This is a genomic window from Mesorhizobium sp. M7A.F.Ca.US.008.03.1.1 (assembly GCF_003997495.1).
Taxonomy (GTDB): Bacteria; Pseudomonadota; Alphaproteobacteria; order Rhizobiales; family Rhizobiaceae; genus Mesorhizobium.
This window is the reverse complement of record NZ_RZRU01000009.1, coordinates 91687-107326: the sequence shown is the minus strand read 5'-3', so window position 1 is coordinate 107326 and position 15640 is coordinate 91687. Positions and strand designations below refer to the sequence as shown.

At 61.8% G+C, this 15640-nt stretch carries 15 protein-coding genes; 2 read left to right on the top strand and 13 right to left on the bottom strand.

All coding sequences use genetic code 11. The features are described from left to right. Window positions 1–121: 121 nt before the first annotated feature. Window positions 122–1450 (top strand): citrate synthase, encoded by a 1329-nt coding sequence (gltA, locus tag EOA16_RS14685; RefSeq protein ID WP_109669032.1) that lies wholly within the window; start codon window positions 122–124, stop codon window positions 1448–1450. Window positions 1451–1481: 31 nt separating this feature from the next. Here the strand turns inward: gltA and lpxB are convergent, their stop codons facing one another. The 13 genes from lpxB to EOA16_RS14620 form a co-directional block, all read right to left on the bottom strand. Then, window positions 1482–2654 (bottom strand): lipid-A-disaccharide synthase, encoded by a 1173-nt coding sequence (lpxB, locus tag EOA16_RS14680; protein WP_127258996.1) that lies wholly within the window; start codon window positions 2652–2654, stop codon window positions 1482–1484. After that, entirely contained in the window at window positions 2644–3540 is an 897-nt protein-coding gene (lpxI, locus tag EOA16_RS14675) for a UDP-2,3-diacylglucosamine diphosphatase LpxI (RefSeq protein ID WP_245455927.1), read from the bottom strand. Before lpxI ends, lpxB begins: the two co-directional genes overlap by 11 nt. Then, on the bottom strand, window positions 3527–4360 hold the full coding sequence (gene lpxA / locus EOA16_RS14670) for an acyl-ACP--UDP-N-acetylglucosamine O-acyltransferase (protein WP_127258993.1): 834 nt from the start codon (window positions 4358–4360) through the stop codon (window positions 3527–3529). Before lpxA ends, lpxI begins: the two co-directional genes overlap by 14 nt. Before the next feature lie 13 nt (window positions 4361–4373). Beyond that, window positions 4374–4841 (bottom strand): 3-hydroxyacyl-ACP dehydratase FabZ, encoded by a 468-nt coding sequence (fabZ, locus tag EOA16_RS14665; RefSeq protein ID WP_127258991.1) that lies wholly within the window; start codon window positions 4839–4841, stop codon window positions 4374–4376. Continuing rightward, a complete protein-coding gene (gene lpxD / locus EOA16_RS14660) occupies window positions 4834–5892 on the bottom strand; it encodes a UDP-3-O-(3-hydroxymyristoyl)glucosamine N-acyltransferase (protein ID WP_127258990.1) in 1059 nt (352 codons plus the stop codon). The genes fabZ and lpxD overlap by 8 nt, the downstream gene beginning before the upstream one ends. Window positions 5893–5967: 75 nt before the next feature. Then, the gene (bamA, locus tag EOA16_RS14655; RefSeq protein ID WP_127258988.1) at window positions 5968–8334 is read right to left on the bottom strand and encodes an outer membrane protein assembly factor BamA; all 2367 of its coding nucleotides are present in this window, start codon (window positions 8332–8334) and stop codon (window positions 5968–5970) included. A 217-nt stretch (window positions 8335–8551) separates the two neighbouring features. Beyond that, window positions 8552–9694: an RIP metalloprotease RseP gene (rseP, locus tag EOA16_RS14650; protein ID WP_127258987.1), complete on the bottom strand. Its 1143-nt coding sequence runs from the start codon at window positions 9692–9694 to the stop codon at window positions 8552–8554. Between the two features lie 103 nt (window positions 9695–9797). Continuing rightward, window positions 9798–10613 (bottom strand): phosphatidate cytidylyltransferase, encoded by an 816-nt coding sequence (locus EOA16_RS14645; RefSeq protein ID WP_127258985.1) that lies wholly within the window; start codon window positions 10611–10613, stop codon window positions 9798–9800. Next, window positions 10610–11344, bottom strand: a complete 735-nt coding sequence (locus tag EOA16_RS14640) for an isoprenyl transferase (protein WP_027036662.1) — start codon at window positions 11342–11344, stop codon at window positions 10610–10612. Before EOA16_RS14640 ends, EOA16_RS14645 begins: the two co-directional genes overlap by 4 nt. A gap of 34 nt (window positions 11345–11378) precedes the next feature. Next, window positions 11379–11933 (bottom strand): ribosome recycling factor, encoded by a 555-nt coding sequence (gene frr / locus EOA16_RS14635; protein ID WP_013531759.1) that lies wholly within the window; start codon window positions 11931–11933, stop codon window positions 11379–11381. 103 nt (window positions 11934–12036) lie between these two features. Beyond that, entirely contained in the window at window positions 12037–12759 is a 723-nt protein-coding gene (gene pyrH, locus EOA16_RS14630; RefSeq protein ID WP_013531760.1) for a UMP kinase, read from the bottom strand. A 149-nt stretch (window positions 12760–12908) separates the two neighbouring features. After that, entirely contained in the window at window positions 12909–14018 is a 1110-nt protein-coding gene (locus EOA16_RS14625; RefSeq protein WP_127259194.1) for an aldo/keto reductase, read from the bottom strand. Window positions 14019–14062: 44 nt separating this feature from the next. Further along, window positions 14063–14590 (bottom strand): nuclear transport factor 2 family protein, encoded by a 528-nt coding sequence (locus EOA16_RS14620; protein WP_127258984.1) that lies wholly within the window; start codon window positions 14588–14590, stop codon window positions 14063–14065. A 116-nt stretch (window positions 14591–14706) separates the two neighbouring features. Between EOA16_RS14620 and EOA16_RS14615 the strand changes: the two genes are divergently transcribed. Further along, entirely contained in the window at window positions 14707–15633 is a 927-nt protein-coding gene (locus tag EOA16_RS14615) for a LysR family transcriptional regulator (RefSeq protein WP_127258982.1), read from the top strand. Window positions 15634–15640 lie beyond the last annotated feature (7 nt).

Below are 15640 nucleotides of genomic sequence, written 5' to 3'. Positions count from 1 at the left end.
GCCCAATCTGGCACGCACCTCCTGAAATGCGGTGGCGAATACGCGCATTGCGGTGATTTTCGACGTGTCGCTCTGCAGAATTTTGCCTTTGCCGGCATGAGGAAACAAGAAGGAGTTTGCAATGACCGAAGCTGCGAAAAAACTGGATTTGGGCGGCAAGACCCAGGAGGCCACGGCAACGCTTGAATTCGCCGGCAAGACCCATGAATTCAAGGTGCGAAGCGGTTCGGTCGGGCCCGATGTCATCGACATCGCCTCGCTCTACTCCACCACCGGCGCCTTCACCTACGATCCCGGCTTCACCTCGACGGCAAGCTGCGAATCCGAAATCACCTTCATCGACGGCGACGCCGGGATCCTGTTGCACCGCGGCTATCCGATCGACCAGTTGGCCGAACACGGCGATTTCCTCGAGGTCTGTTATCTCCTGCTCTACGGTGAATTGCCGACCAAGGCGCAGAAAGATGATTTCGATTACCGCGTGACGCGCCACACTATGGTGCATGAGCAGATGTCGCGCTTTTTCACCGGCTTCCGCCGCGACGCGCACCCGATGGCGGTGATGTGCGGAGTGGTCGGCGCGCTGTCGGCCTTCTACCACGACTCCACCGACATCTCCGACCCCTACCAGCGCATGGTTGCCTCCATGCGGCTGATCGCCAAGATGCCGACGATCGCGGCGATGGCCTACAAATACCACATCGGCCAGCCCTTCATTTACCCGAAGAACGAGCTGAACTTTGCCGCCAACTTCCTGCACATGTGCTTTGCCGTGCCGTGCGAGGAATACAAGATCAACCCGGTGCTGGCGCGCGCCATGGAGCGCATCTTCATCCTGCATGCCGACCACGAGCAGAATGCTTCGACCTCGACCGTTCGTCTCGCTGGCTCGTCGGGCGCCAACCCGTTCGCGTGCATCGCCGCCGGCATAGCCTGCCTGTGGGGACCCGCGCATGGCGGCGCCAATGAAGCGGCGCTCAACATGCTTGGCGAGATCGGCCATGTCGATCACATCCCCGAGTTCATCGCCCGCGCCAAGGACAAGGACGACCCGTTCCGCCTGATGGGCTTCGGCCATCGCGTCTACAAGAACTACGATCCGCGCGCCAAGATCATGCAGAAGACGGCACATGAGGTTCTGGGCGAGCTCGGCATCAAGGACGATCCGCTGCTCGACATCGCCATGGAGCTGGAAAAGATCGCGCTGACCGATTCCTATTTCATCGAGAAGAAGCTCTACCCGAATGTCGACTTCTATTCCGGCATTACGCTGAAGGCGCTGGGCTTCCCCACCACCATGTTCACCGTGCTGTTCGCCGTCGCCCGCACCGTCGGCTGGATCGCGCAGTGGAAAGAGATGATCGAGGATCCGCGCCAGAAGATCGGCCGCCCGCGCCAGCTCTATACCGGTGCGCCGGAACGTGATTACGTGCCGATCGCCAAGCGGTGATCGAGGCTGTCTGGACTGAAAAAAGGCGCCCTCAGGGCGCTTTTTTTATGTGACGAAGCACAACGCCTGCCGCTATCTCGCCGGAAGGCTTGTCGGTCGTCATACGCCGCGTGATGTCGGCAAAGCCTTGCTTCTGCCAGGCGCGATAGGCGGTGTCTGAGAACAGCGCCTCGAGCTGTCGCGCCAGATAGCGCGGCCGCACATATTGGTTGTAGTGCTCCGGCACGAGCGGCTGGTCCGCGATCAGGTTGGGCAACGCAGCACTCCACACCGTGACCAGCCCCTGGACCATCCGCATGACTGGATCAAGCCTGTAGCAAGAGATCATCGGCACGCCCGACAGGGCCAACTCCAGCGACACGGTTCCCGATGCGATCAGCGCCGCATCTGCCTTGCCGAAGGTCTGCCATTTGCGCTCTGGATCGAGGATGATCTCTGGTTTTTCATCCCAGCGCGCGACCGAGGTCCTGACCAGATCGGCGACATGCGGCACCGTCGGCAGAAGCAGGCGCAAGCGGTGTCCGCGCGCACGCAGGATCGATACTGTCTCGCCGAACGGACCGATAAGCCTGCTCACCTCGCTGCGCCGCGAGCCGGGCAGGACAAGCAGTGTCTTGACGCGATCCCCCGACAGGTCGCGCGGCAGGCTTTGCGCCTTGGCAGCACCCAGCACGCCTGGATCATGCGCAAGGCGATGTCCGACATAAGTGCCGGGCGGGCCGCTCAGGCGGCTCAGTTCCTTCACTTCGAAAGGCAGTATGCAGAGAACATGATCAACATAGGGCTTCATTGCCACCGCCCTGCCCGGTCGCCACGCCCAGACACTTGGGCAGACATAGTGGATGATCGGTATGGCCGGATCCGTGGCGCGGACCTTCCTGGCCACACGCAGCGAAAAATCGGGGCTGTCGATGGTGATGAGACAGTCGGGTTTTTCAGCCGCGACAGCACTTGCCGTCTGGCTGATCCGCCGCATCAGACGCGGCAGATCGCGCAGGATGGCGCTGAGCCCCATCAGCGCGATATCAGCCCCGTCGAATAGCGGGACCAGTCCAAGCGCCTGCAAATGACGCCCGCCAATGCCGACAAGCCTGATATCGCGACCGGTTGCACGCTTCAACGCCCCGATAACGTCGGCGCCGAGCAGGTCGCCGGATTCCTCTCCGGCGACGATGGCGATCTTCAGTGGGGTTTCACCGGCCATGCGCACGCTCCATGGCAGGCAGACCGATCACGAACAGGCCAAGCGCATCGGCGCGCGCAATGACGACAGGACCTTCCAGAACCAGTGAGTGGCCGGCTTCGACGGCAATGCCGACCAGTCCGGCAGAATGCGCTGCCTCGACCGTTTGCGGACCTATCGAAGGCAGATCGGCTCGCAATTCCTGCCCAGGCTTCGCGCATTTGACAAGGACGCCACGCGTCCTGCCGGCGAGCCTGCCATGGCTGCGCAGTTCCTTTGTCCGCTGGAGCAGCCCATCAGTCCCCTCGATGCCCTCCAGGGCGATGGCGCGACCACCAATAGCGATCGCCGCCTGGCCGATATCGAGCGCGCCGATGGCTTTCGCCGCCGCATAAGCGGCTTCGATGTCACGTCGATCCGATTTCAGAGGCGCAGCCTTGGTCAGCACACCCTCGACAGCGACAAGATCCGGCACGACCTGATGGGCGCCGACGACCTTGATACCGCGAGCCTCGAGACCGCGTGTCAGGAGCTTCAGCAAGCCGTCGTCGCCGCGGGCGAGCGCCACCATCAGTGTGGGTATCAGCGAAAGCAGGCCGAAGCTCAACCGCATGTCGGTCAGTTTCGGCCGGCGTCTGATCTCACCGGCCAGCACAAGGTGGGTGATCTTCCGGCGTTTCAGCAATGAAGCCAGCGCGCCGATCTGTTCGAGAGCAAGGCTCTCATGCTCATATCTGTAAAGTTCCGATCCACGGTCGACCTCGCCTTCGACCATGACGATGAAAGGTGGATGTCGATGTCTCTCGAGACCTTCGGCGACTTCCACCGGAAGATGACCACCGCCGGCGATGACGCCTACCTTGGCGCCTGGTGCGAGAACGAGACCAGCGGTCTCAGTCTTCGTCATCGACATCGCCGCCATCGCCGCCCTTGAGCGACGGCACAGCATAGTGCCGCTTGCCGCGACTGGTGATGAAATCGATGATCTTCATGGCGGTCGGCGACGACGCGAACTCCGCCTTGGCGAACTCGATGTTCTCTCCAACAGTGCGGGAACGATCGAAGATCATCCTGTAAGCCTTGCGCAGCACAAGGATTTCGGACCTCGGCAGGCCGGAGCGCTTGAGGCCGATGATGTTGAGACCGCGCAGGCTGGCGCGGTTGCCGACCGCTATGGCAAAGGGGATCACATCGCCGACGATCGCGGAGCAGCCGCCCAGAAAGGCGTTGTCGCCGATGCGGACAAACTGATGCACTGCGGTCAGGCCGCCGATATAGACATTGTTGCCGACCTCGCAGTGGCCGCCCAGCGTTGCGCCATTGGCGAACGTCGCATTGTTGCCGACGACGCAATCATGGGCGATATGGGCGTAGGCGAGGAAATTGCCGTTGTCGCCGACCGTCGTCTCACCGCGGCTGGAATCGGTACCGAGATGCATGGTCACGCCTTCGCGGATCGTGCAGTTCCTGCCGATGACCAGGGTGGTTCGGCCGCCCTTGTGCTTGGTGTTCTGCGGCGGCGCGCCCAATGTCGCCATCGGATAGACCTTGGTCGAGGCGCCGATTGACGTCGCCCCCATCACGGAGACATGACTGACCAGTTCGACGTCGTCGCCGATCACCGCTTCGGCACCGACATGACAAAACGGTCCGATGCGCACACCTTGGCCGATTTGAGCGCCTTCCTCCACAACGGAGGAAGCATGGATGGATGTCTTGATTTTCATAAACACTCGATCGTCAGTCGCTGGTGACCATCATGGCTGAAATCTCGGCCTCGGCCGCCTTGGCACCGTCGACCATGGCTTCACAAGCGAATTTGAGCAGGTTGCCGCGTTTCTTGATTTTCTTGACATGGATCTTCAGCTGGTCGCCGGGAACGACCGGTTTGCGGAATTTGGCGTTGTCTATGGTCAGGAAATAGACCAGCGAAGGCTTTTCGGTACCCAGGCTGCGGATACAGATGGCGCCGGCCGTCTGCGCCATCGCCTCGATGATGAGCACACCCGGCATGACCGGCTGCTCAGGGAAATGGCCCTGAAAATGCGGCTCGTTTATGGTCACGTTCTTGATGCCGACGGCGGATTCGTCGCCATCGATGTCGACGATACGATCGATCATCAGGAACGGATAGCGGTGCGGCAGGAGCTTCATCAACCCCATGATGTCGACCGCTTCCAGCGTCGTCGACGCGATCATGTCAGCCATTGCCTCCCTCGCCCTGTTTGCGGGTCCTGGCGAGCTTGCGCAGCATGGCTATCTCCCGCATGGCTTCCGCCATCGGCTGTGCCGGATAGCCGCCCCAGATCTCGCCTGCAGGGACATTGCTCATAAATCCACTTCTGGCGGCAAGCTTGGCCCCTGTCCCTATGGTCAGGTGATCCGCAAGCCCGACGCCGCCGCCCATGGTGACATTGTCACCCACGACCACTGAACCCGAAATACCCGAAAGCCCGGCTATTATGCAATTGCGGCCGATGCGGACGTTATGGGCGATCTGCACGAGATTGTCGATCTTGGTGCCTTGGCCGATGATCGTATCGGACATGGCGCCACGATCGACGGTGGTGTTGGAGCCGATCTCGACGTCGTCCTGGATAACGACGCGGCCGATCTGCGGCACGCGCTCAGGACCCTTGGCCCCGCCGACGAACCCAAAACCATCCTGTCCTATCCTGGCGCCGCCATGAATGATGACGCGATTGCCGATCAAGGCATACTGGATGCTGGCGCCTGGACCGACATAGCCGTCGCGGCCGATCTGGCAGGATTGTCCGATAACCGCATTTGGGGCGATGACGGTACCGCTGCCGATCGAAGCACCTGGCCCGATAACCGCGCCGGCCTCGATGACGGCACCGGCTTCGACATGCGCGGTCGCATCGACATGAGCGTGCGGCGAGACGCCGGTTTCACTGGTCATCGGCCCCGGTGTCGCCGCCCTCGGAAACAGCAGGCGTCCGATCAGCGCGAAGGCCTGTTGCGGACGCGGATGAACCAGAACGGCAACGCTTGCCGGCGCCTTGCCGGCAAATTCCGCCGGGCACAGGACCGCGGCTGCCCGCAGCGCCGGCATCAGCGCGGAATTACGCTTGCCGTCGACAAAGACGAGCGCATTCTCGCCGCCCTCACTGGCCGGCGCGAGTGCTTCGATCGAAATATTGGAGTGGCCGGAATCGACGAGCACCGAGCCGGTCAGATTCGCGACTTCGCCCGCCGTATACCGGCGTGATGGCGCGAAGAACACCGGATCGGTCATTCCAGAAGCTATATCCAGCTAGGTCGGAACATTTCTCCCGGACCCTGAAGACCCGGGAGCATCGTTGGCCGCCGATCAGAAGCGGGTCGATATGCCGAAGTTGAATTCCTGCACGTCGTCGCGCGCTTCCTTCTTGACCGGAATCGCATAGTCGATACGGATCGGACCGAACGGCGACGCCCACATCAGGCCGAGGCCGACCGAGGCACGCAACTTCATGCCGACCGAGTCCTGATTGACTCCAGCGGTGTCGACCTTGCTTCCATAGAGCGTTGCCGCGTCCGCGAAGACTGCGCCACGCAAGCCGAAGCTCTCCGGAATGACCGGGAGCGGGAACTGGGCCTCCGCCGACGCATTGAAATAGGTCGTGCCGCCGAGATGGTCGCCCGTAGCAGTATCGACAGGACCGATGCCGCCATAGGCGAAGCCACGGATCATGCGGTCGGAGCTCTGGAACTGATCAAAGATGCGCAAACCGTCACTGCCGTACCCCTCGACATGGCCCGCGCCGCCTGAAATGAGCCCAACAAGGTCGTACTGCTCCGACAGCGTCTGATAGATGCTGCCGCGTCCCGTGATCTTCACGAACTTGGCATCACCGCCGAGGCCTGCGACCTCCACGGTCGTGGTGGCATAGATGCCCTCATGCGGGTTCTTCATGTCGTCTATGGTGTTGTAGACCAATCCGAGGCTGACAGACGACTTGAGCCATGGACTTTGATCTATGCCATCCAGGATGGCGGTGGAAACATCGCACTTGGACGGATCATAAATCCCGCCGGTCACACAATCATCTTCGAGTTCGTATTTCTCCTGCGCGATGTTGTACGCGAGCTGTGTCGTAATGCTGTCGGTGATCGGTAGACCGAAGCGCACCGTCGCACCCACGGTATCGCTGTTGTAATTGTCGTATTCCCGCGTCTGCTTGAAGATGTCGAAGCCGGCGGCGATGCGCCGTCCGAGGAAATAAGGCTCTGTGAAGGACAGGCTGTAGTCGCGTGAATTCTTGCCGCCGCCCGCCGACACCTTGATGAACTGGCCACGACCGAGGAAGTTGCGCTCGGTGACCGATCCTTCGACCGACGGGCCGGCCGTGTCGCCACCGGTCGAATAACCAGCGCCCACCGAGAACTCGCCGGTCGACTTCTCAACCACATCGACCACCAGAACGACCTGGTCGGGCTGCGAGCCCGGCACGGTCGAGATGTCGACTTTCTCAAAGTAATTCAGATTTTCCAGGCGCTTTTTCGCGCGCTGGATGAGCACCTGGTTGAAGGCGTCGCCTTCGCTGACATCGAACTCGCGGCGGATGACATAGTCACGCGTGCGGTCGTTGCCGCGGATCTCGATGCGCTCGATATAGGCCTTGGTGCCCTGGTCGATCGTGTAGACAACCGAAATGGTGTGGTTCTCGAAATTGCGGTCGCCGCGCGGCGTGACCTGCGCGAAGGCATAGCCGGAACCGGCCACCTTCTCGGTCAGCGCGATGATGGAATCCTCGACGTTCTTGGCGTTGTAGACGTCACCCTTGTGAGTCTCGATCACCGATTCCAGCGACTTGCCGTCTACTTCAGGGATCGAGCTCTCGACGCTGACATCGCCGAACGTGTAGCGGTCGCCTTCCTGGACGGTGATGGTGACCGTGTACTTGTTCGTCGCGCTGTCGAGCTCGCCGACGGCGGACACGACCTGGAAGTCGGCATAGCCGTGATTGTAGTAGAAGCGGCGCAGCAGCTCCTGGTCCGCGCGCAGCTTGTCATCGTCATAGACGTCGTCGCGCAGGACGAAGGAAAGCCAGGACGAGCGCTTGGTGTTGATGATATCCGCCAGACGGCGACTGGAATAGGCGCTGTTGCCGACGAAATTGACCGCCGCGATCTGCGTACGATCGCCTTCAGCGACGTTGAAGACAACATTTACGCGATTATCGCCAAGTTGCATGACCTGCGTGGTCACAGTCACATCGTCGCGACCAATGCGCCGGTAGGCAGCCTTGACCGATTCCACGTCGGCGTCCAGCGTCGCCTGCGAGAACGTTCCGCGCGGCTTCAACTGCACCGCGGCCGCAAGCGCATTGTCCTTGAGCTTCTTGTTGTTCTGGAACAGCACCTGGTTGACAACCTGGTACTCGGCAACCTTGACCACCAGCGTCGAGCCGACCTGGTTGATCTGCACGTCCGAAAACAGGCCGGTGCCGAACAGTGCCTTGACCGCACCGTCGATGTCGGAACTGGAGAAAGCCTTGCCCGGCTTGATGGTGATGTAATTGCGGATGGTCTCAGCGTCGATACGCTGGTTGCCGCTCACCTCGACTCTGCTGACGACAGCGGCTTCAGCCGCCGATGTGGCAACGAACTGCACTGCGAGCGCGCCTGGCACGACCATGGCCGCGGACAGGGTCACCGCGGACGCGGCGCTTAGAAACTTGGATGCTGCCTTCATCGGGCTTAATAACCTTTTCTCGTAGTCCCCACGGCGAGAAAACCGGACGTGCGGTAATTTCCCCTACCGTATTAACCGGATTTTCCCTACACGCAAGGCTTCTGGTTAATTTGTATTTACTTAACCCTGCGGCGTGGCTTTCGCGTCACTCATATCCCCTTGCATGGTAAACGGCGTCTCAACATCGTCCATGCAGAGGCCAAATTTCTTCATGATTTCAGCACCCAAACAGATCGTTCCAAAAAACGAACCCCATGAAGCACAGCACCAGAAGCAACCCGGCCCGATAGGCCATTTCCATCATCCGTTCCGACACCGGACGGCGAATGACAGCCTCCACCCCGTAGAACAAGAGGTGACCGCCGTCGAGGGGGGGAATCGGCAAAAGGTTCAGAATTCCGATGCCAACGGATAGCAGTGCAACCAGCTGCACGAGCCATTCGAATCCCAGTTTCGCAGCCCTGCCCGCCATGTCGGCGATCTTCACCGGACCGCCCAGCTGACATTTGTCTTCGCGCCCGACAACAAAGCGCTGCAGGAACTGGCCGGTGCGCTGGATGACGTGACCGGTTTCCTCGACCGCCGCCGCGACCGCTCCGACCGGCGTGTAGGTGATGAGCCTCGGCTGGCCGAGTTCCTTGTTGTTGACGACACCGATCACAGCGACCTTGACCTTGTTGCCGAGCGCGTCTTCCTGTTCCATCAGCCGCGGCGCCGCGGTCACAGTGACCTCCTGACCGTCGCGCAGCATGACGAAGGTGATTGCGTCGTCGGCACGGCCCGAGACCAGGCGTTGGACGTCGCCAAAGGTTTCGACCTTGTTGCCGTCGACGCTGACGAATCGGTCGCCGGGAAGGATGCCGGCCTTCGCCGCCGGGCTGTCGGCGGTCACCTCGGCCACCATGGGCTCGGCGACATAGCGGCCATAGGCGGTGAACAGCACGGAAAAGACGACGATCGTCAGCAGGAAATTGAACAACGGCCCGGCCACCACCGTCGCCGCGCGCTTCCAGATCGGCTGCGTGTGGAAGGCGACCTTGCGCTCTTCCTCGGTCAGCGTTTCAATTTCTTCCGACGTGGGCTGGCTCGATGTGGCGTTCATGTCGCCGACGAATTTGACATAGCCGCCAAGCGGTATCGCACACAGTTTCCAGCGCGTGCCGTGGCTGTCGTTGAAGCCGAAGAGTTCCGGGCCGAAGCCGATCGAGAAAGCCCTGACGCCGATGCCGCACCAGCGCCCGACAAGGTAATGGCCCATTTCGTGGACGAACACGACCACGGTCAGCACGAACAGGAATGGCACCAGCGTGCCGAGGACAAAGCCTTGTGTGCTGAAAAGCGCGTGAAGAATCTCGTTCAAGACAAACCCTCAAATTCTTCCACGGCGCAGACTGCGCCGCGACTGTGACACCAATCCGGGCGAATCCAAGGCGCACCGCGCAAAGGACCTGAAATGACACCACTCAAACGGGAAACAGCCCCTGCGCCGGATGATCGGCGTTCGCCGAAATCCAGCCGATGACGTACAGGGCGAATGCCGCTGCGACAAGCCCATCGACACGATCCATGACGCCGCCATGACCCGGGATGAGCGCGCCTGAGTCCTTGCGGCCATGGCGGCGCTTGACCCAGGATTCAAACAGGTCGCCTGCCTGCGAGACAATCGACAGCACGAGCGCCACCAGGCCGAGCAATGCCAGATTGCCGACACCGGCAGCTACGGCGAGGATCAGCCCCGCGACGACCCCGCCGACAGCGCCGCCCAGCGCGCCGCTGCGTGTCTTGCCGGGCGAGATCGCCGGCGCCAGTTTCGGGCCGCCGACGGCGCGCCCCACGAAATAGGCAAGGATATCGGTGGCCCAGACGACCGCGAACAGGAACAGGATGGCAATGAGGCCTGAACGATCGCCATCGCGCAGCAAGGCGAGCGACAGGCCTGAAACCGCGGCATAGGCAAGGCCACTCGCATCCCATTGTCCGGTCTTGCGAACCGAGGCGGCTATCGCCGTTGCGGCAACAGTGGCGGCCACAAGCGGCAGCAGCCAAGAGGCGGCCAGGCCGCCAATCAAGGCGCCGATGAAGACAACCAGCAGCGCTTCCGGCAGGAAGCCCAGCCCCGTGGCCCCGGTCGGGCGGGACATGCGGGTCCATTCATAAAAGATCGCCGCCGATATTACGGCGCACAGCAGCCGGAACGGCAGACCGCCGATCCAGGTCAAGCCGAGAGTGATGATGGCGAGCACGATCGCCGAAACGACACGAAGCTGGAGATTGCTCATCCCGCGGCCGGTCGCGAAGCGACGTCCTGGCCTCCAAGTCCGCCGAAACGGCGTTCGCGGCCAGCAAACTCACGCAGGGCTTCGGCAAGGTGCTCGCGGCTGAAGTCGGGCCAGTAGCAAGGCAGGAAGACGAGCTCGCTATAGGCGGCTTGCCACAGAAGGAAATTCGACAGCCGAAGCTCGCCGCTGGTGCGGATGACCAGTTCCGGGTCGGGAATGCCTTGCGTATCGAGCGCGCCGGCAAAGCTTTCGGCTGATATCGCCTCGGCGTCGAGTTCGCCACGCGCCACGGCCGCCGCAAGCTTTTGTGCCGTGCGAACGATTTCGTCGCGGCCGCCATAGTTGAAGGCGATCACCAGCGTCAGAGATTCGTTTGCGGCAGTCAGCGTTTCGGCCTCGTCGAGCAGTCCCCTGATATCGGGCTGCAGCCCTGCCCGGTCACCGATGATTCTAACCCGCACACCGCTCTGGTGCAGTTCGGCAAGGTCGCGGCGGATGAACATTTTCAGGAGGCCCATCAGGTCGCTGACCTCGGACTTCGGCCGCGACCAGTTCTCCGATGAGAAAGCATAGACGGTCAGGTAGGAGATGCCGAGCCCGGGTGCCGCGCGCACTGTCTTGCGCAGCGCCTCGACGCCGGCACGGTGGCCCGCAAGACGGGGCATGCCGCGCGCCTTGGCCCAGCGTCCGTTTCCGTCCATGATGATCGCGACATGCGCGGGCGTTGCCATGTTCTCGCTTTCGGGTCAGCCGGCGGCCAAGACCCTAAACCTGCATGATTTCAGCTTCCTTATCGGAAAGCAGGTGGTCGATGGTGCTGATCGTCTCGTCGGTAAGTTTCTGGACCTGGTCCGAGCGCTTGCGCTGATCGTCTTCGCTGATGTCGCCGTCCTTCTCCGCCTTCTTCAGGAAGTCCATGCCGTCGCGGCGCACATGGCGCGCGGCGACACGGGCGTTCTCGGCGTAGGTGTGCGAGATCTTGACCAGTTCCTTGCGGCGCTGTTCGTTGAGTTCGGGCAGCGGAATCCTGAGGTTGGTGCCGTCTACGATCGGGTTGAACCCCAAATTGGATTCGCGGATCGCACGGTCGACCGCGCCGACCATCGACTTGTCCCAGACCGACACCGAGATCATGCGCGGCTCCGGCACCGAGACGTTGGCGACCTGATTGATCGGCATGGTGGTGCCATAGGCCTGCACCTGGATCGCATCGAGCAGATTGCTGGAGGCGCGACCGGTCCGCAGCGAGGCCAGATCATGCTTGAACGCGGCAATAGCCCCATCCATGCGCCGCTTGAGATCGTCGTACTCACCACTCATCTTTATCTCCTCGACCCGTCTAATGCGGGTTCACTGCTTCGGGGCGGCCTTATCGAACCGGATTTTCGAAAACCGGCTTCCCCTTTTGGGGTCAGACCGCCGATCAATCGTCGGCGACGACCGTGCAGCGGCCGCCGCCCCTTAGAATATCGCCGAAACCACCTTTTTCGTGGATCGAATAAACGATTATCGGAATGTTGTTTTCGCGCGCAAGTGCAATCGCTGCGGTATCCATGATGGAAAGGCCGCGATTTATGACTTCGCCATGGCTGATGCGCTCGAAACGCGTCGCATTCGGATCCTTTTTCGGGTCCGCCGAGTAGACGCCGTCGACCTGAGTGCCCTTGAACAGAGCGTCGGCGCCGATTTCAGCCGCGCGGAGGGCGGCGGCCGAATCAGTGGTGAAGAACGGATTACCGGTGCCGCCGGCAAAGATCACCACCTTGCCCTGGTTCATGTAGGCGGTCGCTTGGCGCTGCGAAAAGCTCTCGCAAAGTTCAGGCATGGCGATCGCCGAAAGCACCACGGCGTCGACGCCGATCTTGTTCAATGACGTGCGCAGCGCCAACGAATTGATCACCGTGGCAAGCATGCCCATGTGGTCGCCCGTGACACGGTCGCCGCCCTTGGAGGCAACGGCCACGCCGCGAAAAATGTTGCCGCCGCCGATGACAACGCCGACCTCGATGCCCAATGCACGCGCCTCGGCGATGTCGCCGGCGATGCGATCCACCACTGAAACGTCGATGCCGAAATGCTGCTCGCCCATCAATGCTTCGCCCGACGCTTTCAGCAAGACACGTCGGTAGAGGGGCTTCACCGTCATCTGGGCCTCGTCATTTTTGCGTGTGGCGCGTTCCAGGAGGCTACCCTCGCGCAGGTGCCGCCTCGAAACAATGGCGTTCCGATACACGAAGGGCGCCGCGATGTCACGCGGCGCCCAAACGGCAAATTCGCGGTTTCCTGTCCCATCAATCAATTGGTGGACACGCTGGCCGACGCTCCTTCGATGAGCACCGGTGACGCGTAGTTGGAGGGCTTGTCGCCGGTTGTAGCGCCGCCGGTAACGCGCGCCTGTATCTGCGAGCCGAAATAGGAATAGGGAAACGGCGCTGGAATTCTGCTGACTCTCTCCAGCCGGTCGCGATGCGCTTTCGGAATCTCGAAATCCAGCGCGCCAAGATTGTCATGCATTTGGCTGAGTGTCGTCGCGCCGAGGATGACGGTTGCGATCCCGGGCTGCGTCGCCACCCAGTTGAGCGCGACCTGAGGCATGCTGCGGCCGATCTCGGATGCGACCTTCTCGAGTTCGGCCACGATAGCCCAGTTGCGTTGGGTGAACTTTTGGAAACCCGGATGTGTCGAGTTGCGAAATCCGTCGAGCCGGCCCGCGTTTCCGGCCTGAGCCGGCCGATACTTGCCGCTCAGCAGTCCGCTGGCCAGCGGGCTCCACACCATGATGCCGGCGCCATGGCGTGTGCCGAATGGCACGAACTCGTTCTCGATCGCGCGTTCGGCCAACGAATATTCGAGCTGTAGCGTCGAAACCGGCTCATATCCGCGTAATTCGGCGATCGCCTGCGCGCGGCCCGCATACCAGGCGGGCACATCGGAAAGGCCGACATGGCGCACCTTGCCCATCCGAACGAGGTCGTCCAGCGTGCGCATGACCTCTTCAGCCGGGGTCAGTCTGTCCCACACATGCATGAGATAGAGATCGATATAGTCGGTCCCCAACCGTTTCAGCGAAGCGTCGACGGCCCGCATGATGTTCTTGCGGCCGTTGCCGCCGGCATTCGGATTGCCGGGCTGCATGTTCATGGTGAACTTGCTGGCGATCACCGCCGTGTCGCGCAGCCCGCGCTCGGCGATGAATTCACCAAGCCAGGCTTCGGCCGTGCCGTCTGTGTAGAGATCCGCCGTGTCGAAGACATTGCCGCCCGCCTCGACATAGGCGTCGAAAATCGCCCGCGCCGTATCCCTGTCGGCTCCCCAGCCCCATTCCTTGCCGAAAGTCATCGTGCCCAGTGCCAGCCGGCTTACCCTGAGGCCGCTGTTGCCAAGAGTGTAGTAGGTCATGGTCATGGTCATAATCGTCTTCCAATGCTTGGTGATAGATACCCCGCGCGTCACTGGCCCGGAGTGTTCTTGACCCAGGGATTGCCGCGCTCGTGTGTCATGTGGAACGCGAAGCCATCGACCTTCCAGCCATCCGCAAAACGCGTCAGGTGATGCTCGTAGCTGCCCCAGACCTCCCAAAGCGGGTCGCCGTTGCCTTCCATCCGGTTCCAGGCATAGCCGTTCGACAGGACAGTCGCCGTGTCCGCCTTGATAACGACCTGGTGATTGGTGCGCAGATGCAGGCTTGTCTTGCTGCCCTTGAGGTTGGCCGCCCAAGCGCCAACCAGATCGTCGGAGGCGATGTTGGCCGCCGGCTGTCCGGAGAGACTGCTGAAGTCGGCGGTGATCCGATCCGCAAAATAGCCGCGTGCAAGTTTCCAGTCCTGGGCGTCAACGGCCCGGTCGATGGCGTCGGCAATGCGAATGACCGCGCGTTCGTCTGCAAGGGCCCGCCAGTCTGACGGCTCCGCCCCGCCGGCATCCATCGGCGCCAACGCCATGCCTGCCGCGAAAGTTACGTGCTTTAACGTGTTCATGTCTCGTCTCCTCAGTGCCATCAGCCGATCGCCGATGAGTTGGCGACAATGTGGACCACCGCCTTGGCATCGATAAGGTTGCATTGTTGGCAAAGACCATGCGATATCATTCATGAATGGATCGCGATCTGCTCAGCCATCTTCCTGTCGTGGTCGCAGTTGCCCGGCGTGGCGGCTTCGCGCTTGCCGCCGCCGAACTCGGCATGAGCCCTTCGGCGGTCAGCCATGCGGTGCGCATTGTCGAAGAGCGGATCGGCCAGCCCTTGTTCGCCCGAACGACGCGCAGCGTTTCGCTCACCGAGGCCGGCAAGGCGCTGGTGGAAACGGCGGCTCCGGCCCTCCAGGATATTGCCGAGCGGATGGACCGCATCCGCAGCGTCAAAGGCAGGCCGTCTGGCCTGCTCAGGATCAACGCCTCCAACATCGCGATGCCATTGGCGGTGACGCCGGTGGTCGCGGCGATGGCCGAGCGCTATCCGGAGGTTACGGTCGAGGTCTTCGCTGACCAGGGTCTGGTTGATATCGTCGGTGAAGGCTTCGATGCCGGCATCCGGCTTGGCGAGATGATCGCCCAAGACATGATCGCGGTCAGGCTGACGCCGCCATTCTCCGTCGTCATCGTCGCCTCGCCCGCCTATATCGGAAGGCACGGCCGTCCCGGCGGCGTTGCCGACCTGGCGAACCACAATTGTATTGGCTACCGGCTCGTCCGCTCCGGTGCGCTGTATCGCTGGGATTTGATCGAGGATGGCAAGGACATCGCGGTGGAGACGCGGGGCAGCGTTGTCGTGACGGATTCGCTCGCAGCAATCGATCTTGCGCTTGCAGGCGTCGGGCTTGCCTATGTGTTCGAGCCGCTGGCGCGCGCCGATCTTGCCGCGGGCCGCCTCGTCCAGGTGCTGCAGCAGACGGCGATTGAGGAACCGGGGCTATTCCTCTATTTTCCGCGCCGGGCGGCGATGGCGCCGAAGCTCAGGGCCTTTATCGACACCGCACAAGAAATCGGCCGGGCCTCCTTGCGGACACCCGGCCGAGTTGCCTGAGTTCGTA